Consider the following 25,623-nt stretch of genomic DNA (forward strand, 5'->3'; position numbering starts at 1 on the left):
GGCCGGTGCGGGATGAATTGAGCCCGGCCCTGATTTGGGCTAGAGCCCCCGCTTCCTTACGATACCGGAATTGTCATGACGCTCTATACCCGCTTCGCCGCGCATATCGATGCGGCGCTCGACACGCTGACCGAGGCGGGGTTGTTGCCGGCCGGGCTCGACCGCAAGAACGTGACGGTCGAGCCACCGCGCGATGCAAGCCACGGCGATCTCGCGACCAACGCGGCGATGGTGCTGGCCAAGCCCGCCAAGACCAACCCGCGCGTGCTGGCGGATGCGCTGGTCGTCGAACTCGGCAAGATCGAGTCCGTCGACAGCGCGAGCGTGGCGGGACCGGGCTTCATCAACATGAAGCTGACCGACGATGCCTGGCGCGGCGAGCTGGCCGCGGTGCCGGTCGCGGGGGCCGATTACGGGCGCTCGACGCTGGGCGACGGGATCACCGTCAACATCGAATATGTGTCGGCGAACCCGACCGGACCGATGCACATGGGGCATTGCCGGGGCGCTGTGGTCGGCGACGCGCTGGCCAGCCTGCTCGAATTCGCCGGCCACCGGGTGATCCGCGAATATTATGTCAACGATGCCGGCGGGCAGGTCGACGTGCTCGCACGCTCGGTCCACCTGCGGTACCGCGAGGCGCTGGGCGAGACGGTGACGATCCCCGAGGGCCTGTATCCCGGCGATTACCTCGTGCCGATTGGCCAGGCGCTGGCGAGCGAATATGGCGACCGGTTCGTCGGCGCGCCGGAAAGCGAGTGGCTGGCGACGTTCCGGACGCGCGCGGTCGCGGCGATGATGGTGATGATCCGCGCCGATCTCGCGCTGCTCGGGATCGAGCATGAGGTATTCTCCTCGGAGGCGGAGCTGCAGGCGCTCGGCAAGCCCGAGGCGGCGGAGGCCGAGCTGCGGTCGCGCGATCTGGTCTATGACGGCGTGCTCGAGGCGCCCAAGGGCGAGATGGCGGACGACTGGGAGCCGGTCGAACTGCCGCTGTTCCGCTCGACGCAGTTCGGCGACGATCAGGATCGGCCGATCAAGAAGTCGAACGGGTCATGGACCTATTTCGGTGCCGATCTCGCCTATCATTTCCAGAAGAGCCAGACCGCCGACCAGCTGATCGACATCTGGGGCGCGGATCACGGTGGCACGGTCAAGCGGATCGTCGCGGGCGTGGCCGCGCTGACCGGCGGCAAGACTCGGTTCGACGTCAAGCTGGTCCAGATGGTCCGGCTGCTGCGCAATGGCGAGCCGGTGAAGATGTCCAAGCGGTCGGGCAATTTCGTCACGCTGGCCGATGTCGTGAACGAGGTCGGCAAGGATGTTGTACGCTTCACGATGCTGACCCGGCGGTCGGACGCGCAGATGGATTTCGACTTCGCCAAGGTGGTCGAGGCGTCGAAGGACAATCCGGTCTTCTACGTCCAATATGCGCATGCACGGATTGCCTCGCTGCACCGGCGCGCGGACGAGGCGGGAATCGCCGCGATCGAGGCGGACCTGTCCCGGCTTGATACGGACGAGCTCGCGCTGATGAAGCTCGCCAGCCAGTTTCCGCGGATCGTCGAAACCGCCGCTACGGCGCGCGAGCCGCACCGGATCGCGTTCTATCTCTACGACTTGGCCGCAGCGTTCCATGCGTTGTGGAATGTCGGCAACGATCGGCCCGAGCGGCGCTTCCTGGTGGTCGAGGATCCCGGCGGCACGGCGGCACGGCTTTTCTTGGCGGACGCAATCGGGCAGATCATCCGCAACGGCCTTGCCATCATGGGCGTCGAGGCGGTTTCGGAGTTGAATTGATGGCCGACGAGATGAACCTGCGCGAGGAAGATCGACTGCCCTGGCTGGAGACGATCGAGTCGGACGATCGTGACGGCCCGCCGATCGCGCGTGTCGTCGCGCTCGTCGTGCTGGGGCTGGGTCTGCTCGCGGCGATCATCTTCGGGGTCTACACGCTGCAGAACCGCGTGCCGTCGGGCGACGGCCAGCTGATCGCCGCGCCGGCGACCCCGTACAAGGTCAAGCCGGATGCGGTCGGCGGCCTCAAGGTCAATGGCGAGGGCGACAGCGCGATCGCGACCAGCGCGGGCAAGGGTGCCGGCAATGGTGCGATCGACCTGACGGGCGTGCCCGAGGCGCCGGTTGCCGGTCGCCGTGCAGTAGCGACGTCGACGGGGGCGGACGATCCTGCCGGCCGCAACGCGGTGGCGCAGGTGCCCGCATCGGGCGGCCGGCTGGTCGCGGCACCCCCGCTTCAGGCGCGGCCGGCAGCGGCGGGCCCCGTCGCGAGTGGATCGCTCGTTCAGCTCGGTGCCTTTCCGAGCGCGGCGGTGGCCAATTCGGCATGGACCAACTTCGCCAAGCGGTTCAGCTATCTCGCGCCGCTGAACAAGTTCGTCGAGCCGGTCGCACGCGGTGGCAACACGCTGTACCGGTTGCGCGTCGATGCGGGCAGCGCGAACCAGGCCGCCGATATTTGCGGGCGGTTGCGCGTCGCCGGCGAAACCTGCTTCGTCGCCAGCTGATCGTCGCGCTGCGACAGGTTGAACGTGACGACGCGGGGGCGGTTCGCTAGGCGAGGCGCATGAAGCCCGTCATCTTCGGCCTGTCCGGCCCCGTGCTCACCCCGCAGGAACGCGCATTCTTTGCAGAGTGCGTACCGGCCGGATATATCCTGTTCAAACGCAACGTCGTCGACCGTGCCCAGCTGCGCGCGCTGACGGAGTCGCTGCGCGCGCTGGCGGGGCGCGACGACCTGGCGATCCTGATCGATCAGGAGGGCGGACGCGTCGCCCGGATGGGGCCGCCCGAATGGCCAAGTTTTCCGGCCGGACCCGTGTTCGACGCGGCCTATGACCGCGCGCCGATGACGGCGATCCAGGCAGCCCGGGCGAACGCCCAGGCACTCGGGGTGATGCTGAGCGAGGTCGGGATCACGGTCGACTGCCTGCCGCTGCTCGACGTCGCGCAACCCGACACGACCGAGGCGGTCGCCTCGCGTGCGTTCGGGTCCGATCCGATGCGCGTCGCAGCGCTCGGACGCGCCACGCTGGAGGGGCTGGCCGCGGGCGGTGTCGTCGGTGTCGTCAAGCACATGCCCGGCCATGGCCGCGCGCGCGTCGATACGCATCATCACCTGCCCACCGTCACCGCCACCGATGCCGAGCTCGAGGTCGATCTCGAGCCCTTCCGCACGCTCAACCAGGCGCCGATGGGCATGACGTCGCATATCGTCTTCGACGCCTGGGACGCGGATCGCCCGGCGACGCTGTCGCCAATCGTCATCGACCGGATCATCCGCGACCGTATCGGGTTCGACGGGCTGCTGATGACCGACGACATCGACATGAAGGCGCTGTCGGGCACCGCAGGCGACAAGGCAGCCGGTGCGATCGCGGCAGGATGTGATCTGATCCTCGACTGCTGGGCGCGCATGGACGAGATGGTCGAGATTGCCGGCCGGCTGGGTCCGATCTCCGCGGTGGCGCGAGCCCGTCTCGACCGCGCGATGGCGTCGGTGGGGCCCGCAGAAGGTGTGTTCGACGACCTGATTGCGACCCGGGATGCGCTGCTCGACCGGGCCATGCAGGACCCTGCCGGAGCCTAATCGGCTCACGAGCGGGCTGCGACGGATGCGCGGATGCTGTACGCAGCGCGGATGGACGATGCACAGCTGACGCTCGATCTGGATGGATGGGAGGGACCGCTCGACCTGCTGCTGTCGCTCGCGCGCGCGCAGCGGGTCGATCTGCGGACGATCTCGATCCTGTCGCTGGTCGAGCAATATCTGGCCTATGTCGATGATGCGCACACGCTCAAACTCGAACTCGCCGCGGATTATCTCGTGATGGCGGCGTGGCTGGCCTATCTGAAGTCGGCATTGCTGTTGCCCCGAGACCCGTCGGTCGAGCCCGATCCGGACGACCTCGCACGGCGTCTCCAGCACCGGCTCGAGCGGCTCGATGCGATGCGCGAGGCGGGGGCGCGGTTGATGGCATGCGACAGGACGGGGCGCGACGTCTTCGTGCGCGGCGCACCCGAGGGGCTGCGGACGATCCGCAAGGCAGTCTGGACAGCGGAGATCTTCGACCTGATCGCGGCATACGGGCGGGTATCGGGGCGCACCCGGCCGGTGATGCACGTGGTGGTGGACCGCGCGGTCATGACGCTGGAGGCGGCGCTCGAGCGCGTGTCGATGATGGTCGGCGAGCGGCTCGACTGGAGCAGGATCGAGGCGTTCCTGCCTGCGTCCGCTGTCGCGCCCGGCGCGGAGCGGTTTCGTCGGTCGGCCCTGGCGTCGAGTTTCGTCGCGGCACTCGAATTGGCGCGGCAGGGGCGTGTCGAGCTGCGACAGGCCGCGCCCTTTGCCCCGCTCTATCTGCGCGCCACGCCGGCATGACGCGGCCCGATGCGCTCGTCCGCGCGGTCGAGGCGGTGCTGTTCGCCGCCGACGCCCCGCTCACGCTCGACGCGATCCGCGCGCATGTCGGGGCGATCGCGACGGCGCGCGACGTCCGCGCCGCGATCGAGGTGCTGGTCGAGGCCTATGCGGGGCGCGGCTTCAATATCGTCCGGCGCGGCGATCGCTGGCAGTTCCAGACCGCGCCCGACCTTGCCCATGTGCTGCGTCGCGAATCCGAAGAGCCGCGGCGGTTGAGCCGCGCGGGGATCGAGACGCTGGCGATCATCGCCTATCACGAGCCCGTCACCCGCGCCGAGATCGAGGCGATCCGCGGCGTGCAGATCTCCAAGGGCGTGCTCGACGTGCTGATGGAGGCGGACTGGGTCCGGCCCGCGGGGCGGCGCGAGGTTCCGGGGCGGCCGCTGCTCTATGCCACGACCGCCGCGTTCCTGGTGCATTTCGGGCTGAAGACCCGTCGCGACCTGCCGGGGATCGACGATCTGCGCGCTGCGGGGCTGCTGGATCCGGTCGATGTCGACGTCGAGGACCGTACAGATCGCGGCAGCCATGAAAGCACTGTGGCAAAGCGTGACGATGACGCCTAGATAGAGGCAGGTTTTCAGGAGAATTGTCATGGGCGGATTCAGCCCGATCCATCTGCTCGTTCTTGCGGTCGTCGCGATCCTCCTTCTGGGCGGCGGTCGGTTTTCCAGCCTGATGGGCGACGTTGCCAAGGGCGTTAAGAACTTCAAGAAGGGCATGGCCGAGCCCGACGACGAGACGCCGGCCAAGCCGTCCGCTCGCATCGAAGCTCAGAAGACCGCAGATCCGGCCTTCGATCGCGACGGCAATCGCGTCCGCGAAGACCGCTGAGCCGCGCTTGACGTTCCCAGACTCGACGGGTCCAGATAGGCGCGCCTGAATGTTCGATATCGCTCCGTCCGAATTCCTGCTCGTGGCGTTCGTCGCGCTTGTCGTGATCGGTCCGAAGGACCTGCCCAAGGCGATGCGCGTCGTCGGCTATTGGGTCGGCAAGGCGCGCGGCGTCGCGCGCCAATTCCGGTCGGGCTTCGACTCGATGGTCCGCGAGGCGGAGCTCGAGGAAATGGAAAAGCGCTGGGCGTCGGAGAATGAGCGGATCATGCGTGAGCACCCGTCGACCGACACCGCGCATATCGTCCATTCGCCCGAACCCGACATCCATCACGATCTGCCGTCGTCCGAACCCGTGATGGTCGAGAAGCCCGTCGTGCTCCCGGCATCCGGGCCCTCGGCGGATAAGCCGGCGCCGGCCGGCCTCGATATCGAAGCGCCGGCCCCGGATCACCGGGACAGCGTCGACGTGACACCCGGGCAGGATCGACACGAACTCGCCGTACCGGCTGCCACGCCGTCCGACGCGCGGACGGGCAAGTCCGACGTAGCGTCGTCGTGACCGACTTCCAGACTGCCGAGAGCATAGCGTCATGAGTGAGATCGACGAGAGCCGGGCCCCCTTGCTCGACCATCTGATCGAATTGCGGCGGCGGCTGCTGTATTGCATCGCCGCGCTGGTCGTGACGTTCGCCGTGGCGATGTATTTTGCCGAGGATATCTTCGGCTTCCTCGTCCACCCGCTGCTCGCGGCGGGGCAGGGTACAGTGATCTACACCGAGGTGTTCGAGGCGTTCTTCGTCCAGGTGAAGGTTGCGTTCTTCGCGGCGATGATGCTGTCCTTCCCGGTCATAGCGAACCAGCTCTGGCAGTTCGTTGCCCCCGGTCTGTACAAGAAGGAGAAGAACGCGCTCCTGCCGTTCATCCTCGCGACCCCCGTCCTGTTCCTCACGGGCGCGGCCATGGCCTATTATGTCGCGATCCCGATGGCGCTCCACTTCCTGCTGGGGTTCGACGGCGTGGTCGGCGGCGTGAAGCGCGAGGCGCTGCCGGCAATCGGCAACTACCTGTCGTTCACGATGCAGTTCCTGTTCGGCTTCGGGATCGCCTTCCTGCTGCCCGTGCTGCTGATGCTGCTCGAGCGCGCCGGGATCGTCACGCGCAAGCAGCTCGTCGGCGCGCGGCGCTACGCCATCGTTGCGGCGTTCGCGATTGCCGCGGTCCTGACGCCCCCGGATATCGGGTCGCAGCTGCTGCTCGCGATCCCGCTGACCATCCTGTATGAATTCGCGCTGATCGGCATCTGGTTCACCGAGCGCAGCCGGGCAAAGGCCAAGGCGCAGGATGAGACGTCGGACTCCACCGATATCGCCGAAACGCACTGAGCGATCGGCGCCAGACGTAAAAACGGGGCCCGGTGCAGCTGCACCGGGCCCCGTTTTCGTATCTCAAGCGCAAAGGCTTACTTGGCGTCGCTCGCGGTCTTCGCCACGGTGCGGCCGGCCGAGCTCACGTCCTTGCCGGCGCCTTCGACCGTGTTGCATGCCGACACGATGAGCGCGCTGGCCACAACGGCCAATCCAACCAACTTACGCATAATACTTCCTCCTAGAAGGGCTTGAATGCCACCGAGGGGAGAAATGTACGGGCGCGGGTTTCGTTCCGTTGGTGCAACCAGGCACGCATCTGATTTGGAATGATAAAGGCCCGGAAGCGTCACCGGGGGGGGGGGAAGGGTGATGCTTCCGGGCCTGTCACTTGGATAGCGAGAGCGGGGGGGCATAAAGTCGCTATCCGAACTATAGAACGGCGCTCGGGAAAGGTGGTTCCTGCCGTTTTCAAGTTTTTTTCGACGAGGTGTTTTGTCGTGCTCAATCGCGCCCGATGACCGCAAAGGCGATCTCATACGCGCCGACCAGCGGGTCATGATGGAGCGCCGAGCGCAACTGGCGTGAAAGGCCTTCCATTACACGGCCATAGCGTGTTGCTGCCTCGCGGAGCGCGTCGCTCTCGATCAGCGCCCGCGAGACGACGCGGAGCACTGCGCGGTCGGGCGTGGCGCCGGGCTGGATCGATACGCGGATCTGTGCCGAAGGATCGCAGGTCATCGCCAGCTCGATCGTTTCGGTCGCAAGGAACGCGACCGCGCCGGCGACGTCCTGATTGACGAGGAACGGAGCGACGTCGAGCGTGATGCCCAGACCGTGCGAGCGATCGGGGGCGGTGGCGCGAATGTTGGCGGACAGCTCGCCCAGCATCGTGCGCATGTTGAGCCCGCGATTTTCCTCGAGCTCGGCAAAGTGGTTGCGGTGCACGACCGCCAGCGCATCGACCCGGCGCTGGATCGACGAATAGGCCTCGGTCGCGTCGGCGCTGCGTGCACTGCGGGCGTGGAAGTTGATCAGGCTGGAGATCACCTGGAGGTTGTTCTTCACCCGGTGATGCACTTCGCGCGTTAGCTTGGTCTGTCGCACGAGTCCGGCCGCCAGGCCCGCTTCGTGCGCCGCCACGGTCCGGCTGATGACCTGGAACGTGTCGCCGAGCTCGCGGATCTCCTGCGCGGGTATGGTGCGGACGGTGCCGGTATCAATGACCTCGCCCGGCGTGAACGCAGCGACCGCGGCGCGCAATTGCCGCAAGGGACGGATCAGCAGGCGGTCGACGACGAACCACCCGATCCCCGCTGCCGCCGCCCACATCAGCAGCGGCAGCAGCAGCGCGATGATCAGCGACGAGGTAATCGGTGCGCTGCGAATGCTGGTGCGCAGCGCAAGGCCCGCGACGCCAAGGTCCGTACGCATCGTCTCCAGCCGGTCGAGCGGTGCCTCGTCGTCGATCGATTCGAGGAGCAGCGCGTCCTGTCCGAGCATCAGCGCACTGTTGAATTCCAGGGCCTGGTTGGACGGCCGGCCGATCCGTTCGATGAAGGGTTGTGGGAAATAGGCGCGTGCGGATGTCTCGCCGCCGGGGCCGGTGATCGCGAGGACCAGGCCGCGGTTCGGGACGATCGCGGCGGCAACGGGGTTGCTGGTCGAATCCAGTGCGACGGCTTCGGGCAGCGCGCGCCCGCACAGCACGCGGCCGGCGCGGTCGGTGATGACGAATCGCGTTCCCGAGGAGGCCTGCTGCGCGAACACGCCCTGCGCGCGGGCGCAGCTTGGCGCATCGGCCGGGTCGAAGCCCAGCGCGTTCACCGCAACGCGCAACGCGGTCATGTCGCCGATCAGTTCGATGGCGATCGATCGCGCGCTTTCTGCGGCAGCGACCCGCAACCGTGCACGGGCTTCCGCATCGGCGACACGCGTCGTTTGCAACGTGGCGAAGATCGCGATCAGCGCGAGCGGCAGAAGCGCTGCGCTGAGGATCAGGAAAAGCTTGGCCCCGGTGGGGAGCCGCCCGATCGCGGTGGCGATCTGCGACGGTGGACGAGCCGCTGTCGCATCGGCGTCAACGGAGCTGGTGTCGGTCGGGGTCTCTGTGGAGCCCGGGACGGCAGGTGACGGGGTGCCGGATTTGCTCACGGAACCGGTTGGCGAGGCCATGCGGCCCGCCCTCAGTCCAGCTTGCCGAGCAGCGCCAGAAACTCGTCAGGAACGGCTTCCTCGACGGTCTGCTGATAGACCGACCGCAATGCCGTTCCCATCTGCCGATCGCGGGCCGTGTCGCGCGGCTTGCCGGTGCCCTTGCCGGCGGGAGTGCCGGCGGGAGTTTCGTTCTGCGTGTCGTGGCCCAAACTCAAAATTTCCCCCTGCACGACGCACGTAAGATGATGTTTACCATAGGCCGCGGGCGGCACATGACACAGCTAGACCTGCGTCATACACTCGCGGTGATTGTCCGTGAAACCAAATAGCCTCTCGTTAGTTCCCTGTTCGAGCGAAAAATCGATATTGTCGTGGGCGTCGGGCCAAAAGGTTCCGAGGGTCTGGCAATCGGTCGGTCGCGTCATATTCTAGTATCGTCGTCCTCACCGGGCCGGCGTAACGATCAGGGAGTTACCAATACCCATGTCGCTTGGACAGCAACTCGCACCGCATCTTCCCTTTCTGCGGCGCTACGGCCGGGCCCTGACCGGCAGCCAGAGTCATGGCGACAAATATGTTCGCGCGACGCTCGAGGCGATCGTCGCGGCGCCCGATGAATTCCCGAAGGACGTCGATCCGCGTCTCGGTCTTTATCGGATGTTCCAGGCGATCTGGTCGTCGGCGAATTATGACGAGATGGGCGACGAGGGTGTGGGCGATACCGACGGCCACGCCGCAGTTGCTCGCGCACGTATGTCGCGGATGACTCCGCTGTCGCGTCAGGCGCTGCTTCTGACCGCGATGGAGGGTTTCACGCCCGAGGACGCGGCCTATCTGATCGACGTCGATGCGAACGAGGTCGAAGAGCTCGTCGCCGCAGCACTGGCGGAAATCGAAGGTCAGACCCGCGCGCGCGTCCTTATCATCGAGGACGAGCCGATCATCGCGATGGATATCGAGACGATCGTGCGCGACCTGGGTCACGACGTGACCGGTGTCGCGGTGACTCGCGACGAGGCCGTGGCCCTTGCGATGGAAGAGCGTCCCGGTCTCGTGCTCGCCGATATTCAGCTGGCAGACGACAGTTCAGGTATCGACGCGGTCAAGGACATCCTCGCCGAATTCGAGGTTCCCGTGATCTTCATCACCGCGTTCCCCGAACGACTTCTGACCGGTGAACGTCCCGAGCCCACCTTCCTGATCACCAAGCCGTTCCAGCGCTCGACAGTGAAGGCGGCAATCAGCCAGGCACTGTTCTTCGATCAGACGACCGTTCCCGGCGCCTGATGCGCCGCTAGACTTGGGCCGGGGTTGCCGTCGCTGATATCGTCAGCAACGCCGGCATCAAGTTTTTGATAGTTACGGACCCAAAACGGCGTTCGGGGGTTTCAGTCTCATGGTTGACCCAAAAGAGCAGATCCACGTCGCCGGCGAAGACGCCCGCGCCGGCGCAACACCGCATATGACCCGCTATATCCTTGTGATATCACTGGTCCTGGTTATCGCCATTTTTGCATTTCTCGTCATTCGATAGCATATGCGTGGCGTGGCGGACCGGTTGATGCCGATCCGTATGCTCAAGATCGCCGTCCTCTGGGCGGCGGTCGTCATTCGGGAACGATCGGAATTTCATGGTACAGCCCGCCCAGCGTGACGACGAAGTCGACGGCGCCGAGCCCCAGGTCGCGCCCGTTGAGCACGTCTCGCTTTCCGATGCCGAGTTCAAGGTCCAGCTTGCCCAGGTGATCCCGCATCTCCGTGCGTTCGGGCGTTCTCTGTCGGGCAGCCGCGACCTTGCGGATGACCTGGTGCAGGAGACGCTGCTGAAGGCGTGGGCCGCACGGCTGCGCTTCCAGGCCGGTACGAACATGCGCGCCTGGACGTTCATCATCCTGCGCAACCTCTATCTGTCACAGATGCGTCGCGCCCGTTTCAAGGGTGAGTGGGACGATCTGGTGGCGGATCGCATCCTTGCGGCGCCTGCGAGCCAGGACCGGCATGTCGAGTTGGGCGATATGCAGCGCGCATTGATGCACCTGCCGCAGCCGCAACGCGAGGCGTTGATCCTCGTCGGCGCGGGCGGGTTCGCGTATGAAGAGGCGGCGGAAATCTGCAACGTGGCGGTCGGCACGATCAAGAGCCGTGTCGCGCGTGGCCGTGTCGCGCTCGAAACCATTCTGACAGATGGATCGCTGCCGTCGCGTCGCGATCACGAAACCGACACGACCAAGACGGCACTCGACTCGATCATGGGCGATGTCGAGGAACTGAGCCGCGGGCGTTGAAGTAGGCGCTCGCCGCGGCTGGCGTTTGGATCAGTGTGGTCGCGAGGATACAGTGTCGAGTTCTCGCAGCAGCGACATGAACTCGTCGGGCATTCCGGAGTCGCGATCGAACGCACCGCGAAGCGACTGTCCGATCGCATCCGTCTTGCGAGGCGCGCGAACGACCAGATGATCGGTCTGGTCACGGCGAATGGTCGGGTGCAGATGGGTCATGCAGGGTCAACGAGCCTCAAGAGCTTTTGTTGCTACCCTGGCTTGACTTTATAAAAGAATTGTGGGGTGTGGCATGGATAACGCGCATCGGGCGTCGGACATCATCGCCGCAACGCAGCGCGCGCGACGCTGGTCCCCCTTCCTCAATATGCTCCTCGACCGCGAGCCTGTCCTTGCCACGGAGCTGGCAGAGGGGCGGCTGGATCCCATCCCGGCGTCGCTCGATCTCGACATGCCGGTCGCACGACGCCTCCGCCTCGAACGGCGTGCGCTCGCGCTGAGGGTCGCGATAGGTGACCTCGCGGGGGTGTTCGATCTCACCGCTGTGACGCAGCAGCTCACCGGGTTTGCGGACCACGCGCTCGACACCGCGATCCGCACCGCGATCGAAGAACGCACGCCCGGCGCCGAGGCGTGCGGGTTCGCCGCGATCGCGCTCGGTAAACAGGGGAGTGGCGAACTCAATTACTCGTCGGATATCGATCCGATCCTGATCTACGATCCGGACACGCTGCCGCTCCGCCCGCGCGAGGAACCCGAAGCCGCCGCCGTGCGGATCGGCAAGCGCGTCGTCGAACTGCTCCAGGCACGCGAAGGCGACGGCTATGTGCTGCGCGTCGACCTCCGCCTGCGGCCGTCTCCCGAGATCACGCCGATCGCGCTGCCGATCGATGCGGCGATCAGCTATTACGAGGCGCAGGCGCTTCCCTGGGAGCGTGCCGCCTTCATCCGCGCGCGCGCCGCAGCGGGCGACATCGCACTCGGCAGGCAGTTCCTCGACACGGTCCGCCCGTTCGTCTGGCGGCGCGCGCTCGATTTCGGCGCGATCGGCGAGATCCGCGGCATCTCGCGACGGATCCGCGATCATCATGCGCAGGGTCAGGCCTTCGGGCCGGGCTACGACCTGAAGCGCGGCCGCGGCGGGATTCGCGAAGCCGAATTCTTCGCGCAGATCCATCAACTGATCCATGGCGGTCGCGATCCCGCGCTGCGCGCGCCGGCCACCCGCGTTGCGCTTGCGCGGCTGGCGGAGGCGGGGTGGATCGGCGCGGACGAAGCGCGCGCACTGATCGAGAGCTACACGCTGCTGCGGACGATCGAGCACCGGGTGCAGATGATCGACGACCGGCAGACGCATGCCTTGCCGACCGGCGATGCGCTCGAGCGGGTGGCGTGGCTGCACGGGCTCGACGGCAGCGCGGCGCTGCTGGCGCTGCTCGCCCCGCATGTGGCGGCGACCGGGCGGATCTACGACGCGCTCGACGATGGCGCGGCATCCGGGCTTTCGCATGATCCGACGCGGCTCGACGCCGAGCTGGCAGAGGCGGGGTTTGCCGAACCCGAACCCGCGCGCCAGCGGATCGCCGCGTGGCGGGCAGGGGCCTATCCCGCGCTGCGTAGCAGTGCCGCGCAGGCGGCGCTCGAGGCGGTCCTGCCGACGCTGGTCCCGGCGCTCGCCGCCGCGCCCGAGCCGCAGGCCGCGATGCTGAGACTCGATTCGATGCTCGAGCGTCTGCCGAGCGCGATCAACGTATTCCGACTGCTCGAAGCACGACCGGCGCTCGCCACGCTCCTCGCGGCGATCCTGAGCCACGCGCCGACGCTGGCGGAGGAACTGGCGCGGCGCCCCGCGCTGCTCGACGGGTTGATCGATGCGACGGCGCTCGCCCCGGTCGCGGCGGTCGACGCGCTGATCGACCGGATGCGCGCGGGCGAGGCGGGGCTCGATTATCAGGGGCGGCTCGATCACGTCCGGCGCGTGGTCGGCGAACTGCGCTTTGCGCTGGGTGCGCAGATCGTTGCGGGGACGTCGGATCCGCTCGACGTCGCGGCGGGCTATGCGCGCGTGGCGGAGGCGGCGATCGCGGTGCTGGCGGAGGCGACGATTCGCAGCTTTGCCGAGGTCCATGGCCAGGTACCGGGCAGCGAACTCGTGATCCTCGCGCTCGGCCGGATGGGCGGCGCGATGCTGACGCATGCGTCCGATCTCGACCTCGTCTATCTGTTCACCGGCGATTTCACCGCCGAGTCGGATGGCGCCAAGCCGCTTGGGGCGACGCTCTACTACAACCGGCTGGCGCAGCGGGTGACCGCGGCGTTGTCGGTCGCGACCGCGGCCGGGCCGCTCTATCAAATCGATACGCGGCTGCGGCCATCGGGCGCGCAGGGGCCGCTGGTCGTGACGCTCGACAGCTTCGCACGCTATCAGCATGAGGAGGCCTGGACGTGGGAGCATATGGCGCTGACCAGGGCGCGGCCGGTCTTCGGATCCGCGCCCGCCCGGACGGCGCTGTCGGCGGTGATCGCCGATGTCCTGACCGGCGCGCGGACCGAGCGCGACGTGGTCGGCGATGCGACGCGGATGCGCGCCGACATGGCCGCGCACAAGCCTGCCAAGGGGCCGCTTGACGCGAAGCTCCTGCCGGGTGGTCTGGTCGATCTGGAATTTGCGACGCATGTGGTACAACTCGTTGAGCGCAGCGGCTTCGATGCCAATCTGGGACGTGCGATCGGGCAGCTCGTTGCCGAAGGGCGGATGCCCGCGACGATGCTCGCCGCGCATGATATGCTGACGCGGTTGCTCGTGACGCTGCGGCTCGTCGCGCCCGACGCGGCGCCGCCCGGCCCGCCGACCCAGGCGTTGATCGCGCGGGCGCTCGGGCTGAGCGACTGGCCTGCGGTTCTTGCGGGCCTCGCCGAGGTCCGGCAACAGGTGACCGCGTTCTGGCACGAACTGACAGGAGAGCAGGATGGATGACGGTGCGATGATCCCGGACGTCGCGGTGACGATGCCCGATGGCACGGTCGTCGCGCTGACGACGCTGGCGCGGCCGCTGGTCGTCTATTTCTATCCCAAGGATGATACCGCCGGCTGCACGCGCGAGGCGCAGGACTTTTCCGCGCTCGAGTCGGCCTTCGCGGAGATCGGGGTCGGCGTGCTCGGCGTGTCGAAGGACGGACCCGCCGCGCATGCCAAGTTCAGCGCCAAGCACGGGCTGACGGTCTCACTGGCGACCGACGTCGATGGCACGGTCTGCGAGGGTTTCGGGGTCTGGGTCGAGAAGGCGATGTACGGCCGCAAATATATGGGAATCGAGCGCGCGACCTTCCTTTTCGACGCGGACGGCCGACTGGCGACATCGTGGCGCAAGGTCCGTGTCCCCGGCCATGCCGAAGCCGTTTTTGCCGCCGCCAAGGCGCTGGCCACGCGATAAAGGCCGTTCCACGGGGCAGGGCGCGGCGTCCCCTGGCAGGGCGATTCCTTTTTACCGGTACCATTTGGTTTCAACGGCTCAACGCACGCGCGTCCCGGTCCACCCCAAGTTTACGGCGCGGCTCTTGCCGAAGTGGGTCAAATCGGCACACATCCTGACTTGTCTGGGACGCGGAGGGGCTGCGGTTCAGGACAGAGTCTTGGCGCCGGGCCCGTTTGCGATCCGGCTCCTGTTTTTTGTCGGGGACCAATGGTCGATATCACCGTTTCCGCTGCAGCCTTAGCCAACCGCGCAGCCTTTCGTATCAAGACGCTCTTCGCCGCGCGGGACCTGACGGTTCACGACGGCCGCTCGGTCCGCCGGGTTCGCCTGGGCAGCCGCAAGCAGGCGGCGATGGCGGCTCTCAGCGCCGTGACGCTCGGCTTTTCCGGCTATGGTGCCGCGCAGGCAGCCTATGGTGCCGCAGCCGCGACCGGCGTCGTTGCCGCACCCGATTCCGAACTCCAGGTCGCGCAGATGGAGCGCCGCATAGGTCAGATGCAGGCCCGCGTCGCGACCATTCGCCAGACCGCCGCAGCGCATGCCGCGCGCGTCGAACAGCGCCAGCAGCTGATCACCGCCGCCCTGACCGGCAAGGGCGACACCAAGGCGATGGCGCTGGCGACGCTGGCGATCGACCCCGCGCCCGACGCGCTGGCAGCCGATGTCGTCAAGCCGCTGGTCAGGGTCGAAGGCCGCCAGCGCGTTCTCGCCGACGCGGCGCAGACGGTTCTCGATCAGCGTTATGCCGACACCACCGACACCGTGCGCAAGCTCGGTCTGCGTCCCGAACGCGTCGTTGCTGCCGCCAAGCGCACCCAGGCGAGCAAGCAGGCCGCCATGGGCGGACCGCTGGTCGCCGCCGACAGCCCCGAGGCGCTGGCCGACGTCCGCGCCGACGCCCAGTTCCGCACGCTGTTCCAGACCTGGAAGAAGCTCGACACGCTGCAGCAGGGGGTGATCGCGATCCCTTCGGTCCAGCCGGTCCATCTGCTGTCCTTCACCAGCAATTTCGGCATCCGCTCGGATCCGTTCCGCGGGACTGCCGCGATGCATGCCGGCGTCGACATTCCGGGTCCGGTCGGCACGCCGATCTACGCCACGGCTGACGGCATCGTCTCGCATGCCGGTCGTCAGGGCGGCTATGGCAATCTCGTCGAGCTTAATCATGGCAAGGGCATCGCGACCCGGTACGGCCATCTCTCGAAGATCCTCGTCGGCGACAATGCCCGGGTGACGCGCGGCCAGCTGATCGCGCTGATGGGCTCGACCGGTCGCTCGACCGGCCCGCATCTTCATTATGAAGTCCGGATCGATGGTCATGCCGTGAACCCGATCCCGTTCCTCACGACCGCCGACTACCTTCTCGCCGCGCAGGATCGCTCGGTCGGTGCGATCCCGGTCTCGACGGACGGTCCGGCGGCGCAGGACTGAGGCGCACGGTTTTCTATCAAGCCCTGTCCGCGGTTCTCCGCGGTAGGGCGAGGTTGCCGCGGATAGCGGGACCGCCTATCTCGGGACCATGGCAACCTTGGCTCCCGACATCATCCTGACCCCCTCCGCCGCAGCGCGCGTCGCCGCAATTGCTGCCCGACAGGGCAAGCCCGCGATCCTGCGCCTTTCGGTCGATGGCGGTGGCTGTTCGGGGTTCCAGTACAAGTTCGGCTTCGCCGATGCGGCCGAGGCGGATGACGTCGTTGCCGAACGCGACGGCGTCCGGCTGGTCGTCGACAGCGTCAGCATCGACCTCGTCCGCGGTTGCGCGGTCGACTATGTCGAATCGCTCGCCGGCGCGGCGTTCCGCGTGGAAAATCCCAATGCAGCCTCGGGCTGCGGTTGCGGCTCGAGCTTTTCGGTCTGACGCCCGGTGAAGATCGTCACGTACAACATCAACGGGATCAAGGCCCGTCTCCCGCGGCTGCTCGAATATCTTGCCGAAGAGCAGCCCGAAATCGTCTGTCTGCAGGAACTCAAGACCAGCGACGAAACCTTTCCGGCCGCGGAGATCGAGGCGGCGGGGTACGGTGTTGTCTGGCATGGGCAGAAGGCCTGGAACGGCGTGGCGATCCTTGCCAAGGGCCAGACCCCCAGGGTCCGGCAACGCGGCCTCGAAGGCGAGCCCGAGGACGAGCACAGCCGCTATATCGAGGCCGAAGTCGACGGACTGACGATCGCCGCACTGTATCTGCCCAACGGCAATCCGCAGCCCGGGCCGAAGTTCGACTATAAGCTGCGCTGGATGACGCGGCTTGCGGCGCGCGCGCGCGTGCTGCTGGCCGAGGAGGTGCCCGCCATCCTCGCGGGCGATTACAACGTGATCGCGAATGACGACGACACGTTTTCGGTGTCGCGTATGCAGGACGATGCATTGATGCAGCCCGAAAGCCGCGGCGCCTATCGCGCGTTGCTCGGGCAGGGCTGGACCGATGCCCTTCGAACGCAGTTTCCCAAGGGAGGCGTGTGGACCTTCTGGGACTATCAGGCGGGCGCGTGGCAGCGCGACGCGGGCTTCCGCATCGATCATCTGCTGCTCAGCCCGCAGGCGGCCGACCGGATGATCGATGCCGGTGTCGACAAGGCCTATCGCGGCCGCGAGAAGGCGAGCGATCATGCCCCGACCTGGGTCCGCCTGCGATGAACGCACCGGCGGGGCGGCCTGCGACACGGCTTGCCGCGAGTGTGCTGGCGACGCTGCTGCTGGCCTGTTCGACCCAGGTTCGCGCGCAGGAGCGGGACTATTGCCCTGAACGCCCGGGAATCGATACGCCCGCCTGCACCATGGAAAAAGGCCGCGTCTCGGTTGAAACCGCGCTCGCCGACTGGACGCGCGACGACGGGGCGGGCTCGCGCGAGGACAATGTCCTGATCGCCGATACGCTGGTCCGGGTCGGGGTCAGCGACACGGTCGAGGCACGGGTGGGATGGACGCCGTTCGGCCATGACCGGACGCGCGACGAAACGGGGATCGACGTCGCGGACCGCATCGGCGACGTGTCACTGAGCATGAAGGCCAGCCTGAGCCATCCCGACGGCAAGGGCCTGTCGATCGCCGTCCTGCCGTTCGTGACGCTGCCCGTCGGCCGGTCGCCGGTCGGTGATGGCGACTGGGGCAGCGGGCTGCTGCTGCCGGTGACATTCGAAATGTCCGATACGGTGTCGCTCGACCTGACACCCGAAGTCGATGCCGCGGTCGACGATGACGGGCATGGCCGGCACCTGGCCTATAGCAGCGCGGTCGGCCTCGCGTTCACGCTCGACAAGGCGGTGACGCTGAACGCCGAGCTGCAGGCGCTGCGCGACGATGACCCGGCCGGCCGCAGCACCCAGGCACTGGCCGCGCTCTCGCTTGCCTGGATGGTGGGCGACGATCTTCAGTTTGACATTTTCGGGGCGGCGGGCTTGACCCATGATACCCCCGACGCGCGGCTTTATGCGGGGGTGGCGCGGAGGTTCTAGATGATCGCGGTGCTGATCGGACTGCAGGCCGTCGCCGGCCCCCCGCTGCCGCGCGAACTTCGCCCCCCGGTCGCTCGGGCGGCGACCCCCTGTCCCGTGACGCCTCCCGGTGGCGAGATCGTCGTCTGTGCCCGGCCGACCGACCAGCGTCTTGCACGGCTCCCCACGCCGCCCGTCAGTTCACCCGATGCACCGATGACGTTCCGGCTGCCGGGCGGCGGGACGGGCAATGTGCACGCGGTCCAGAGCACGCTGCCGGGGGCAACCGGATCCGGGGCGGTGGTCACGCTGCGTATCCCGTTCGGTCCGGGTCGCCGAGCGGCCGACCCCGCCCGTTAGGCTCAGGCCGGGTCGCGGGGCCGGGTCCGCAGCGCATCGCTGAGCGAGGCGGTGCCGCTGCCGCGTCGCGCCGGCTTGGGCTGTGACGGGGCGGGCGACCAGCCGGTGAGGAAGATGATCTCGAACCGTTCGGCGGTCCGTCCGTCCGCGTCGGCGAGCTCGGCAAAGGCCTGTGCGAGCCCCGCCAGCGCCTGCCGGCCGAGTGCGCTGCGCCCCGCGAGCACGTTCGTCGCCGCCATCCCGCGAAGATCGCCGAGCAGGCGCCCTACATCGCGGTAGCCGACGTTTAGTGTCTCGATGTCCGCCACCGGCAGCGCGAAGCCCGCGCGCATCAGCAGATCGCCCGCCGAACGGACGTCGATCTGCGGATGCAGCCGCGCGGCGGGTCGCTCCGCCTCCGCCACCCGCAACGCCTGGCGGAGCGCCGGCAGGCTCCCCGCCCCGACGAACGCGCCGAGGAACAGTCCATCCGGCCGCAGCACGCGGCGGATCAGCGACAGCGCGCCAGGCAGATCGTTGACTTGGTCGAGCACGCCCGCGCTGACGACGAGGTCGAACGATGCGTCGGCAAAGGGCAGCCGGTCCTCGTCGGCCTGAACGCCGCCCGCGTGCGCGGCAAAGCCATGGCCCGCATCGCAGCGTCCGACCCGTGCTCCCGGGGGCGCGACGAACGCGCCGTCGAAACAGCCGAGATCGAGGATGTCGGCAAAGTCCCGCGTCACCGCATCGAGCCGCTCGGCGATCCCGTCGAGCATCGTCGCGCGCACGAAATCCGCGTCGGCATAGGCGGCACGCGCGCGGTCACGGCGCTGGCGGCGGGCGACCCGGTCGAAGATTTCCGGGGCGCTGCCTTGGCTGGGGTCTGGGATCTGCACGCCGCGCTTGTGCCGTCTGCATGCTTTGACGACAAGGGCGGATGCGGTTGCTCGATCCGATTGGCGCGGTGATCCGGCTGGCGCTGCCGCCGCGCTGCCCCGGCTGCGGCAGTCCGGTGGCGGCGGACCACCGGTTCTGCGCAAGCTGCTGGAACGGCCTGCACTTTCTCGGTCCGCCCTGGTGTGCCGCGTGCAACCGGCCCTTCGCGCATGATCGCGGCGACGGCGCATTGTGCGCCGTGTGCCTCACCCAGCCGCCGCGTCACGCAGGCGTCCGCGCCGCGGTCGCCTATGGACCGGTTGCGCGCGGCCTGGCGCTGCGGCTGAAATATGGCGGCCGAACCGCGTTCGCCGCCACGATGGCGCGCGCCATGCACCGGCTGATGCCCGAGCAGGCGGCGCTGATCGTGCCGGTACCGCTGCACCGCTGGCGGCTCTGGTCGCGCGGGTTCAACCAGGCGGCGCTCATCGCGACGACACTCGCGAGCCTGTCGGCCGTGCCCGCCGACCTGAACGTCCTCGTCCGGACGCGGCAGACGACCGTGCTGCGCGGGCTCGGCAGGCGTCAGCGCGGCAGGGCGGTGGCGGGCGCCTTCGCCGTCGCGGCGGGCGGGCGCGCCCGGCTGCGCGGCAGGGCGGTCGTGCTGATCGACGATATCTATGCGAGCGGGGCGACGAGCGCGGCGTGCACCGGCGCGCTGCTCGCGGCGGGGGCGGAATCGGTGACGATCCTGTGCTGGGCACGTGTTCTGGACGACACCGATTATTGACAAGCGCACGGTCAGACCACACCTGAAAATAATGGCTAAAGTTGAAATCTACATCAAACAATTCTGCCCCTATTGCACGCGGGCGATGAAGCTCCTTGCCGCCAAGGGCGTCGAACCGGAAACGTTCGACGTGACGATGGGCGGGCCGAAGAAGAAGGAGATGGTCGAGCGCTCGGGTGGTCGCATGACCATGCCGCAGGTGTTCATCGACGGGAAGCATATCGGCGGGTCGGACGACCTTGCCGCGCTCGATGCCCGGGGTGGGCTCGACCCGCTCCTGGCCTGATGCCCCGCATCGCGCTTCTGCAGATGACCAGCGGGATCGATCCCGCGGTCAATGCTGCAACGCTGATCGCTGCGATCCGGTCGGCGGCAGGGCAGGGCGCGGTGATGCTGTTCACGCCCGAAATGTCGGGTCTGATCGACCGCGATCGCGCGCGGGCCGCCGCGTCGATCGTGGCCGAGGCCGACGATCCTGTGCTCGCGCGCGTCTGCGCCGCTGCGGCCGAGGCGGGGATCTGGGTGCATCTCGGCTCGCTCGCCGTCCGCCGGGCAGACGGGCGGTTTGCCAATCGCGGGTTCGTGATCGATCCGGCGGGCACGATCCGCGCGCGCTACGACAAGCTCCATCTCTTCGATGTCGACCTGCCGACGGGAGAAAGCTGGCGTGAATCTGCCGCCTATGCGGCGGGTGACGCGGCGATCGTCATGCAGACGCCGATCGGCATGCTGGGCGCGTCGATCTGTTATGACCTGCGCTTTCCGGACCTGTACCGCGCGTTGAGCGATGCCGGCGCGACGGTGCTTTCGGTCCCGGCGGCGTTCACCAGGCCGACGGGGGCGGCGCATTGGCATGTCCTGCTCCGCGCCCGGGCGATCGAATCGGCCTCCTACGTCGTCGCCGCGGCGCAGACCGGCGTCCACGCCGATGGTCGCGCGACCTATGGCCATTCGCTGGTGATCGATCCCTGGGGCACGGTCGTGCTCGACATGGGTGAGGCGGCAGGGCTCGGCTATGCCGAGATCAGCCCGGACAGCGTGACGGACGTCCGCGCCAGGATCCCGGCGCTCGATCATCGGCGGCCGATCCCATCCGTGGCCGTGATCCGGTGATCGTCTTTGACCTGAAATGCGGCACCGGGCATGTGTTCGAGGCGTGGTTCGGCTCGAGCGCGGCCTATGAGGCACAGCGCGCAGCCCGACAGGTCGAATGCCCCCTATGCGGCGATGCAGAGGTGGCGAAGGCGGTGATGGCGCCGGCCGTCTCGGGCAAGGGCAATCGCGTAGCTGAGGCTTCGACGCCCGCGCGGATGAAGGCGATGATGACGATGTTGGCATCGAAACAGGCCGAACTGCTCGCGTCATCCCGGTGGGTCGGCGGCGCCTTCGCGGATCGCGCGCGCGCGATGCATCTGGGCGACGAGGCCCCCGAACCGATCCACGGCCAGGCCAGCCTCGCTGAGGCCAGGGCGCTGGTCGAGGACGGCGTCGCCGTGCTACCGCTGCCCCTCCCGGTCACGCCACCCGATACGATCAACTAAAGATGGGGTCGCCCGGCCTTACCGCGTAACGCGCGCGAGCACTGGTTTCAGCGCGGACTTGATCTCGAAGAACAACGGATGCTTCAGCAGCCGCAGCGCGATGCCCCACAGGGCGATGCCGATGCCGACGGCCAGGACGATCGGGACCAGCGGCGTCGTCGCGGCCCAGCCATGCCAGGCCATGACGATGATCGCCGGCGCGATCGCGGCGCTGGTTGCGATCCCGCTGCGCAGATAGATGGCGAACATGTCCCGGTACTGGCTGTCCGTGATCCGGCGGATATGCGGCATGTAGAGCACGCAGGCAAAAATCGCATCGATGACCTTCGCCAGCGCTGCAGCCTCGATGCTGATGAAGCAGGCTGCCGAAAATACGACGAAGCCGACGATGCTGCGCACGAACTCGAAGCGTGCCTGACGGCCGGTTTCGTCGGCGATGATGAACAGATCCCACGCCATCGCGATGGCGGTATTGAACACGCCGACGACGCACAGGATCGACAGGCACATCGCGATCGATACCCATTTCGCGCCATAGATGAGCAGCACGAAAGGCCCCGACAGCACGCCAAGCCCCAGGAAAGTCGGCCACATCAGCGCGGTGAACAGGGCCAGCGCGTTCTGATAGCGCGGCCCGATCGGCAAGCCGGCGCGGATCCCCGCGGCAAAATCGACGAACATGATGCGGCAGATCACCAGGAACACGCTGTCCCACAACATGCTGAAAATGTTGCCGGACCTGGAATATAAGCCGAGCGCGGCCAACCCCACCAAGCGAGCGCCATATCCTGCAACCGCGAGAAGACCCGGGAAATGCCCAGCGTGGCGAGCACGTTGATGCTGAACCGATGCACGTCGCGCCAGTTGTCGAATGCGACTTTGACCCTGGCATGATGCGGCGCGAGGCCGATCGCCATCGCGGTGCTGATCAAGGCGGCGATGATCTGCCCATAGGCAAAGCTCATATAGCTCTGGCCCGCGACCGCGAAGGCCACGGTGGCGATCGTGCCGGACAAAGTTAACCAGCTGGAGTATGGAATATATTGCTGAGAACCGCCCATCCATCCAAGTGACTTGCGCATACGCAACGCCTCGGGCTCACTCTATCACTGTCGTTGCAACGTATAAGGCGGGGGTCGTGCTGGCACACGATGCGCGGCGGCGCTAGCGGATCAGTCGTGCGACCTTCCTGATCGCGCGCCCGGCATATTGCCGCACGATGAAGGGATGTCCAAGGAACAGGCGGATTGCCTGGCCGCGCTTGCCCGACTGCACCGCGTGGCGAAATCCGTTCAAGGTCTCGAGCCGTCCAAGCGCCTGCCTGCGATCGTGCAATAGTGCGACCAGCTTGCCGTCACCGGCAACGTCGGAGCGTTTCGCCAGCAATGCGCTCATCGCAATCTGCGCCGTATAATCGACGGTCGTCTGGCTTTTGCCCGATGTGCGCAGCGTCCAGACATAGCCGGGTTGCGGGGTAATGACGAACTTTGCCCCGCACAGCATGGCATCGAAATACATCTTGAAGTCTTCACCATGGCGGATGGCCGGATCATAGCGAATGGCATGGTCTTCGAGAAACTGACGGCGGAACATCGGTTTGAGCAAACCATAGTCCATGTCCTGGTTGAACGGCCGGGCCGCCGCAACGAAGGCGTGGCGGTCAATCTCCGTGGCGGACCGGATTGCCCGGATTTGTGGCGGGCTCGACGCCGCCTGGGCCTCGTCCAGAAATCGCACATTGTCCGCAACCATATCGGCGGCAAACGCACCGGCGACGTCGAGGAGGTGCCGCAACCGGCCGGGTTCGAAGGCGTCATCGGCATCGAGCACCGCGATCCACGGCGCCCGAGCCGCCGCAAATCCCGCATTGCGCGCCGCCGATGGGCCGCCGTTCCGGTCGAGCCGGATCACGGAGAGGTTTGCGACATGACCATAGCGCGCCGTCACGGCTGCGTGCGTGTCATCAGGACAATGATCGTCAACGACGATCATTTCGAGCGCGACGTCGGTCTGGGACAGGGCAGAGTCGATCGCCTTGCCGATGAACTGGGCCGCACGATAAGCCGGGATCACGACGCAGATCTCAGGCGTATTCATCTGAATTGCGCTCGTCGGCGAAACGCTATTTGGCATCTTCGAAGTCCTGGATTGAGCCGCCAAATGCGTACTTGACGGGCCTTAAGCGGACGTCCGCTCGAATTGCAATACACCGCGGGCTGCTAACCAAGGTCAAGACGGGACAGGTCAAATCGACGCCGCGTCGTAGATGATCGCGCGATTGGCGACACGTCGCCGTGCTTCCGTGTCAGCGACGTGGAGCGGCTCAGTTGTCGCTAAGCAACCTCAAGCGCATCGTGCGGTATCATGCCAATTGTCACGTGCGGCACGATCATACGGCCGAAAATGCCCCATATGGCGAGGATGAGCGTCAGACTTATCAGTTCGCCGCCATCTTCGACGAGCGTGCTGATCGTCTGAAAATGCCCGGGGCCGATCAGCATCTCATGAAGCTTGTCGACGACCACGGCGAAGAACGCGGTGACGCAGAAACCGAAGAGCAGCATGAGGGCGGGGGCGATGCGATCGCGAGCAAGCCTGACCATGCCCAACAGGGTCAGCGCCAGGGGAATGCCGGACAAGATTGCCTGCGCAAGAATTTCGCCATGAGGTCCGATCACGGCATACTGCGACAGCACCGCGCCGAAATGCTCGTGAAGCCGCAGCGAGTCGTCGGCGAGTACCACCAGAAACAGGAGCGCGTAGGCCGCGTAGAAAAGCTCCTTCGCGTGGAGGAACGCATAAAGCGCGAGGCCGATGATCGTCAGTTCCTTGAGATATCCCCAGATCTCCATCAGCGATCCGTCGACGGACGAGTAGAGCAGCTGACCATAGAGCATGCTCTCCGTCACATTCGCGTGCTCGACATAGGCCCAGCGCAGGAACATCCCGAGTACAACAAGGTCGATCGCTAGAATGACCCCCAGGCCGATCAGCATGGGTCTTGCAGCCGTGGCGATCATTTTTTTCATCACGGCCCCCAATTGCCCTGTCACAAAACTGTAATGCGTTTGTTGACAGTTGCATAGGTGGTTTAGATGATGCGCCTTTTCGGCGGCCTAGCCCGTTTGGGCAGGGCGCAGGTCCGCGGTTCAGCGTTCGCCCGCCTTGCAGCCGCGTTGCGCAGGTTTGGGTCTGGCTGTCATAATCGCTTGCGTCGACGGACGCGCGCAGTCTGGACCGACGGGAATGGGGCTAGTATGGACGTCGCGTGCGTGGCCCCGTAGCTCAGCCGGATAGAGCACCAGATTCCTAATCTGGGGGCCAGTGGTTCAAATCCACTCGGGGTCACCACCACCGACATTATCAAGCGATCCGCCGCCTGCGGGCATCGCGACATTCGTCAGGGATGTAGTTTGGCCGGCGACAGGGGTTGTCGTCTGGCGCGGCCGGGTCGCGAGGGGTTAGGAGCAATCAGGCGACGTTGAACCCTCCGCGGAGGTGGCAACGTCGCCTGGCGTCCCGGTCAGGCTTAGGCCTTGACGTGCTGCGAGATGTACTTGTTCATCTCGAACATGGTGCACTTGTCACGGCCGAAGACCTTCTTCAGCTTCTCGTCGGCGAGGATCTCGCGCTTGTTCTCAGGGTTCTGCAGATTGTGGGCCTTGATATAGACCCAGACCTTGCTGATCACTTCGCTGCGCGGGAGCTTGTCGTTACCGACGATCTCGCCGAGCTCGGGAGAGGGCTGGACGGGGGCGTGGATGCCGCCGGTCTTGGGAGCTGTAGCCATAAGCATTCCTTCCTGTTCGCATGCGTGCGTTAGGCACTGCACGCGTGGTCACGCCTTGTTGAGCGCGCCCGCCTTGTGCGCTGCCTTGCCGCCATTGTCACTCTTTACGATGAATTGCGGCTCGTCCTTGGACGCGCGGACGGTGTGGCCCTTGATCGTCGTGTCGCTGGTCTGCTTCTTTTCGACCGTGCCGTGCGCGGTGCCGCCGGGGGATTTCCAGGTGACCTCGTCGCCCTTTTTCGGATCCTTCATCACACCATCTCCTTGATATTCAACGATCAAGCGCAGAGGTGCGGGTTTT

32 protein-coding genes and 1 tRNA gene are annotated in these 25,623 nt (G+C 66.6%); 22 read left to right on the forward strand and 11 right to left on the reverse strand.

All coding sequences use genetic code 11. The features are described 5' to 3' along the window. Positions 1-75 precede the first annotated feature (75 nt). Genes argS through tatC form a run of 8 tightly spaced genes read left to right on the forward strand, consistent with a single transcriptional unit; the run spans position 76 to position 6,660 of the window. Complete coding sequence (argS, locus tag sphst_RS18930; RefSeq protein WP_107045988.1) at positions 76-1,800, forward strand: arginine--tRNA ligase; 1,725 nt, start codon at positions 76-78, stop codon at positions 1,798-1,800. Beyond that, positions 1,800-2,525, forward strand: a complete 726-nt coding sequence (locus sphst_RS18935; RefSeq protein ID WP_107045989.1) for an SPOR domain-containing protein — start codon at positions 1,800-1,802, stop codon at positions 2,523-2,525. The genes argS and sphst_RS18935 overlap by 1 nt, the downstream gene beginning before the upstream one ends. A gap of 59 nt (positions 2,526-2,584) precedes the next feature. Further along, positions 2,585-3,607, forward strand: coding sequence for a glycoside hydrolase family 3 N-terminal domain-containing protein (locus sphst_RS18940; protein ID WP_031394826.1), 1,023 nt, complete (start codon positions 2,585-2,587; stop codon positions 3,605-3,607). A 33-nt stretch (positions 3,608-3,640) separates the two neighbouring features. Next, a complete protein-coding gene (locus sphst_RS18945; protein ID WP_234387750.1) occupies positions 3,641-4,399 on the forward strand; it encodes a segregation and condensation protein A in 759 nt (252 codons plus the stop codon). Beyond that, the gene (gene scpB, locus sphst_RS18950) at positions 4,396-5,007 is read left to right on the forward strand and encodes an SMC-Scp complex subunit ScpB (protein ID WP_107045991.1); all 612 of its coding nucleotides are present in this window, start codon (positions 4,396-4,398) and stop codon (positions 5,005-5,007) included. Before sphst_RS18945 ends, scpB begins: the two co-directional genes overlap by 4 nt. A gap of 28 nt (positions 5,008-5,035) precedes the next feature. Continuing rightward, positions 5,036-5,275 (forward strand): twin-arginine translocase TatA/TatE family subunit, encoded by a 240-nt coding sequence (locus tag sphst_RS18955; RefSeq protein WP_031394888.1) that lies wholly within the window; start codon positions 5,036-5,038, stop codon positions 5,273-5,275. 49 nt (positions 5,276-5,324) lie between these two features. Further along, positions 5,325-5,837, forward strand: coding sequence for a Sec-independent protein translocase protein TatB (gene tatB / locus sphst_RS18960; protein WP_081877634.1), 513 nt, complete (start codon positions 5,325-5,327; stop codon positions 5,835-5,837). A 31-nt stretch (positions 5,838-5,868) separates the two neighbouring features. After that, positions 5,869-6,660 (forward strand): twin-arginine translocase subunit TatC, encoded by a 792-nt coding sequence (gene tatC, locus sphst_RS18965; protein WP_107045992.1) that lies wholly within the window; start codon positions 5,869-5,871, stop codon positions 6,658-6,660. 77 nt (positions 6,661-6,737) lie between these two features. Here the strand turns inward: tatC and sphst_RS18970 are convergent, their stop codons facing one another. From sphst_RS18970 to sphst_RS21390, 3 genes are all read right to left on the reverse strand, one after another. After that, a complete protein-coding gene (locus sphst_RS18970; protein ID WP_031394885.1) occupies positions 6,738-6,872 on the reverse strand; it encodes an entericidin A/B family lipoprotein in 135 nt (44 codons plus the stop codon). A gap of 274 nt (positions 6,873-7,146) precedes the next feature. Continuing rightward, on the reverse strand, positions 7,147-8,817 hold the full coding sequence (locus sphst_RS18975) for a sensor histidine kinase (protein ID WP_107045993.1): 1,671 nt from the start codon (positions 8,815-8,817) through the stop codon (positions 7,147-7,149). Between the two features lie 11 nt (positions 8,818-8,828). Then, the gene (locus sphst_RS21390) at positions 8,829-9,014 is read right to left on the reverse strand and encodes a NepR family anti-sigma factor (protein WP_146163677.1); all 186 of its coding nucleotides are present in this window, start codon (positions 9,012-9,014) and stop codon (positions 8,829-8,831) included. Positions 9,015-9,282: 268 nt separating this feature from the next. On the opposite strand from sphst_RS21390, the gene sphst_RS18985 reads away from it, so the two are divergent. Together sphst_RS18985 and sphst_RS18990 are read left to right on the forward strand one after the other, a co-directional pair. Continuing rightward, positions 9,283-10,086 carry a response regulator gene (locus tag sphst_RS18985; protein ID WP_031394883.1) on the forward strand — a complete coding sequence of 268 codons (804 nt, stop codon included), beginning with the start codon at positions 9,283-9,285 and terminating at the stop codon, positions 10,084-10,086. A gap of 344 nt (positions 10,087-10,430) precedes the next feature. Then, complete coding sequence (locus sphst_RS18990; RefSeq protein WP_031439350.1) at positions 10,431-11,084, forward strand: sigma-70 family RNA polymerase sigma factor; 654 nt, start codon at positions 10,431-10,433, stop codon at positions 11,082-11,084. 30 nt (positions 11,085-11,114) lie between these two features. On the opposite strand, the gene sphst_RS18995 is transcribed toward sphst_RS18990, so the two are convergent. Then, positions 11,115-11,297 carry a hypothetical protein gene (locus tag sphst_RS18995; protein ID WP_031394879.1) on the reverse strand — a complete coding sequence of 61 codons (183 nt, stop codon included), beginning with the start codon at positions 11,295-11,297 and terminating at the stop codon, positions 11,115-11,117. A 73-nt stretch (positions 11,298-11,370) separates the two neighbouring features. Between sphst_RS18995 and sphst_RS19000 the strand changes: the two genes are divergently transcribed. The 7 genes from sphst_RS19000 (at position 11,371) to sphst_RS19030 (ending at position 18,346) form a co-directional block, all read left to right on the forward strand. Further along, positions 11,371-14,055, forward strand: a complete 2,685-nt coding sequence (locus sphst_RS19000; RefSeq protein ID WP_107045994.1) for a bifunctional [glutamine synthetase] adenylyltransferase/[glutamine synthetase]-adenylyl-L-tyrosine phosphorylase — start codon at positions 11,371-11,373, stop codon at positions 14,053-14,055. After that, positions 14,048-14,512, forward strand: coding sequence for a peroxiredoxin (locus tag sphst_RS19005; RefSeq protein ID WP_031394552.1), 465 nt, complete (start codon positions 14,048-14,050; stop codon positions 14,510-14,512). The genes sphst_RS19000 and sphst_RS19005 overlap by 8 nt, the downstream gene beginning before the upstream one ends. Before the next feature lie 249 nt (positions 14,513-14,761). Beyond that, the gene (locus sphst_RS19010; RefSeq protein WP_031394553.1) at positions 14,762-15,985 is read left to right on the forward strand and encodes a M23 family metallopeptidase; all 1,224 of its coding nucleotides are present in this window, start codon (positions 14,762-14,764) and stop codon (positions 15,983-15,985) included. 88 nt (positions 15,986-16,073) lie between these two features. After that, positions 16,074-16,412 (forward strand): iron-sulfur cluster insertion protein ErpA, encoded by a 339-nt coding sequence (gene erpA / locus sphst_RS19015; protein ID WP_031394554.1) that lies wholly within the window; start codon positions 16,074-16,076, stop codon positions 16,410-16,412. A gap of 6 nt (positions 16,413-16,418) precedes the next feature. After that, complete coding sequence (gene xth, locus sphst_RS19020; protein ID WP_107045995.1) at positions 16,419-17,189, forward strand: exodeoxyribonuclease III; 771 nt, start codon at positions 16,419-16,421, stop codon at positions 17,187-17,189. After that, complete coding sequence (locus sphst_RS19025) at positions 17,186-18,007, forward strand: transporter (RefSeq protein ID WP_107045996.1); 822 nt, start codon at positions 17,186-17,188, stop codon at positions 18,005-18,007. The genes xth and sphst_RS19025 overlap by 4 nt, the downstream gene beginning before the upstream one ends. Next, positions 18,008-18,346 carry a hypothetical protein gene (locus tag sphst_RS19030; RefSeq protein ID WP_031395551.1) on the forward strand — a complete coding sequence of 113 codons (339 nt, stop codon included), beginning with the start codon at positions 18,008-18,010 and terminating at the stop codon, positions 18,344-18,346. Between the two features lie 2 nt (positions 18,347-18,348). Here the strand turns inward: sphst_RS19030 and sphst_RS19035 are convergent, their stop codons facing one another. Beyond that, a complete protein-coding gene (locus tag sphst_RS19035) occupies positions 18,349-19,221 on the reverse strand; it encodes a class I SAM-dependent methyltransferase (RefSeq protein ID WP_234387751.1) in 873 nt (290 codons plus the stop codon). Between the two features lie 41 nt (positions 19,222-19,262). Here sphst_RS19035 and sphst_RS19040 point away from each other — a divergent pair, with 41 nt between their 5' ends. The 4 genes from sphst_RS19040 to sphst_RS19055 are packed head-to-tail and all read left to right on the forward strand — an operon-like array spanning position 19,263 to position 21,532. Then, positions 19,263-19,991 (forward strand): ComF family protein, encoded by a 729-nt coding sequence (locus sphst_RS19040; protein ID WP_234387752.1) that lies wholly within the window; start codon positions 19,263-19,265, stop codon positions 19,989-19,991. A gap of 31 nt (positions 19,992-20,022) precedes the next feature. Further along, the gene (gene grxC, locus sphst_RS19045; protein WP_031396302.1) at positions 20,023-20,277 is read left to right on the forward strand and encodes a glutaredoxin 3; all 255 of its coding nucleotides are present in this window, start codon (positions 20,023-20,025) and stop codon (positions 20,275-20,277) included. Beyond that, positions 20,277-21,104 (forward strand): carbon-nitrogen hydrolase family protein, encoded by an 828-nt coding sequence (locus tag sphst_RS19050; protein ID WP_107045999.1) that lies wholly within the window; start codon positions 20,277-20,279, stop codon positions 21,102-21,104. The genes grxC and sphst_RS19050 overlap by 1 nt, the downstream gene beginning before the upstream one ends. Beyond that, positions 21,101-21,532 (forward strand): DUF1178 family protein, encoded by a 432-nt coding sequence (locus sphst_RS19055; RefSeq protein ID WP_031394804.1) that lies wholly within the window; start codon positions 21,101-21,103, stop codon positions 21,530-21,532. Before sphst_RS19050 ends, sphst_RS19055 begins: the two co-directional genes overlap by 4 nt. 18 nt (positions 21,533-21,550) lie before the next feature. Here the strand turns inward: sphst_RS19055 and sphst_RS19060 are convergent, their stop codons facing one another. The 4 genes from sphst_RS19060 to sphst_RS19070 form a co-directional block, all read right to left on the reverse strand. Then, entirely contained in the window at positions 21,551-22,252 is a 702-nt protein-coding gene (locus sphst_RS19060; protein WP_267895137.1) for a hypothetical protein, read from the reverse strand. Continuing rightward, positions 22,225-22,614 carry an oligosaccharide flippase family protein gene (locus tag sphst_RS21520; RefSeq protein WP_159043709.1) on the reverse strand — a complete coding sequence of 130 codons (390 nt, stop codon included), beginning with the start codon at positions 22,612-22,614 and terminating at the stop codon, positions 22,225-22,227. The genes sphst_RS19060 and sphst_RS21520 overlap by 28 nt, the downstream gene beginning before the upstream one ends. A gap of 82 nt (positions 22,615-22,696) precedes the next feature. After that, on the reverse strand, positions 22,697-23,629 hold the full coding sequence (locus tag sphst_RS19065) for a glycosyltransferase family 2 protein (protein ID WP_051916453.1): 933 nt from the start codon (positions 23,627-23,629) through the stop codon (positions 22,697-22,699). Between the two features lie 236 nt (positions 23,630-23,865). Beyond that, positions 23,866-24,561 carry a hypothetical protein gene (locus tag sphst_RS19070; RefSeq protein WP_159043710.1) on the reverse strand — a complete coding sequence of 232 codons (696 nt, stop codon included), beginning with the start codon at positions 24,559-24,561 and terminating at the stop codon, positions 23,866-23,868. A gap of 245 nt (positions 24,562-24,806) precedes the next feature. Here sphst_RS19070 and sphst_RS19075 point away from each other — a divergent pair. Continuing rightward, positions 24,807-24,883 (forward strand) — tRNA-Arg (locus tag sphst_RS19075). A gap of 178 nt (positions 24,884-25,061) precedes the next feature. Here sphst_RS19075 and sphst_RS19080 read toward each other — a convergent pair. Together sphst_RS19080 and sphst_RS19085 are read right to left on the reverse strand one after the other, a co-directional pair. Beyond that, complete coding sequence (locus sphst_RS19080) at positions 25,062-25,322, reverse strand: SWIB/MDM2 domain-containing protein (protein WP_031394799.1); 261 nt, start codon at positions 25,320-25,322, stop codon at positions 25,062-25,064. 48 nt (positions 25,323-25,370) lie between these two features. After that, a complete protein-coding gene (locus sphst_RS19085; RefSeq protein WP_031394798.1) occupies positions 25,371-25,574 on the reverse strand; it encodes a DUF2945 domain-containing protein in 204 nt (67 codons plus the stop codon). Positions 25,575-25,623 lie beyond the last annotated feature (49 nt).

This window comes from Sphingomonas sp. STIS6.2, from assembly GCF_000732685.2.
GTDB classification, from domain to species: Bacteria; Pseudomonadota; Alphaproteobacteria; order Sphingomonadales; family Sphingomonadaceae; genus Sphingomonas; species Sphingomonas aerolata.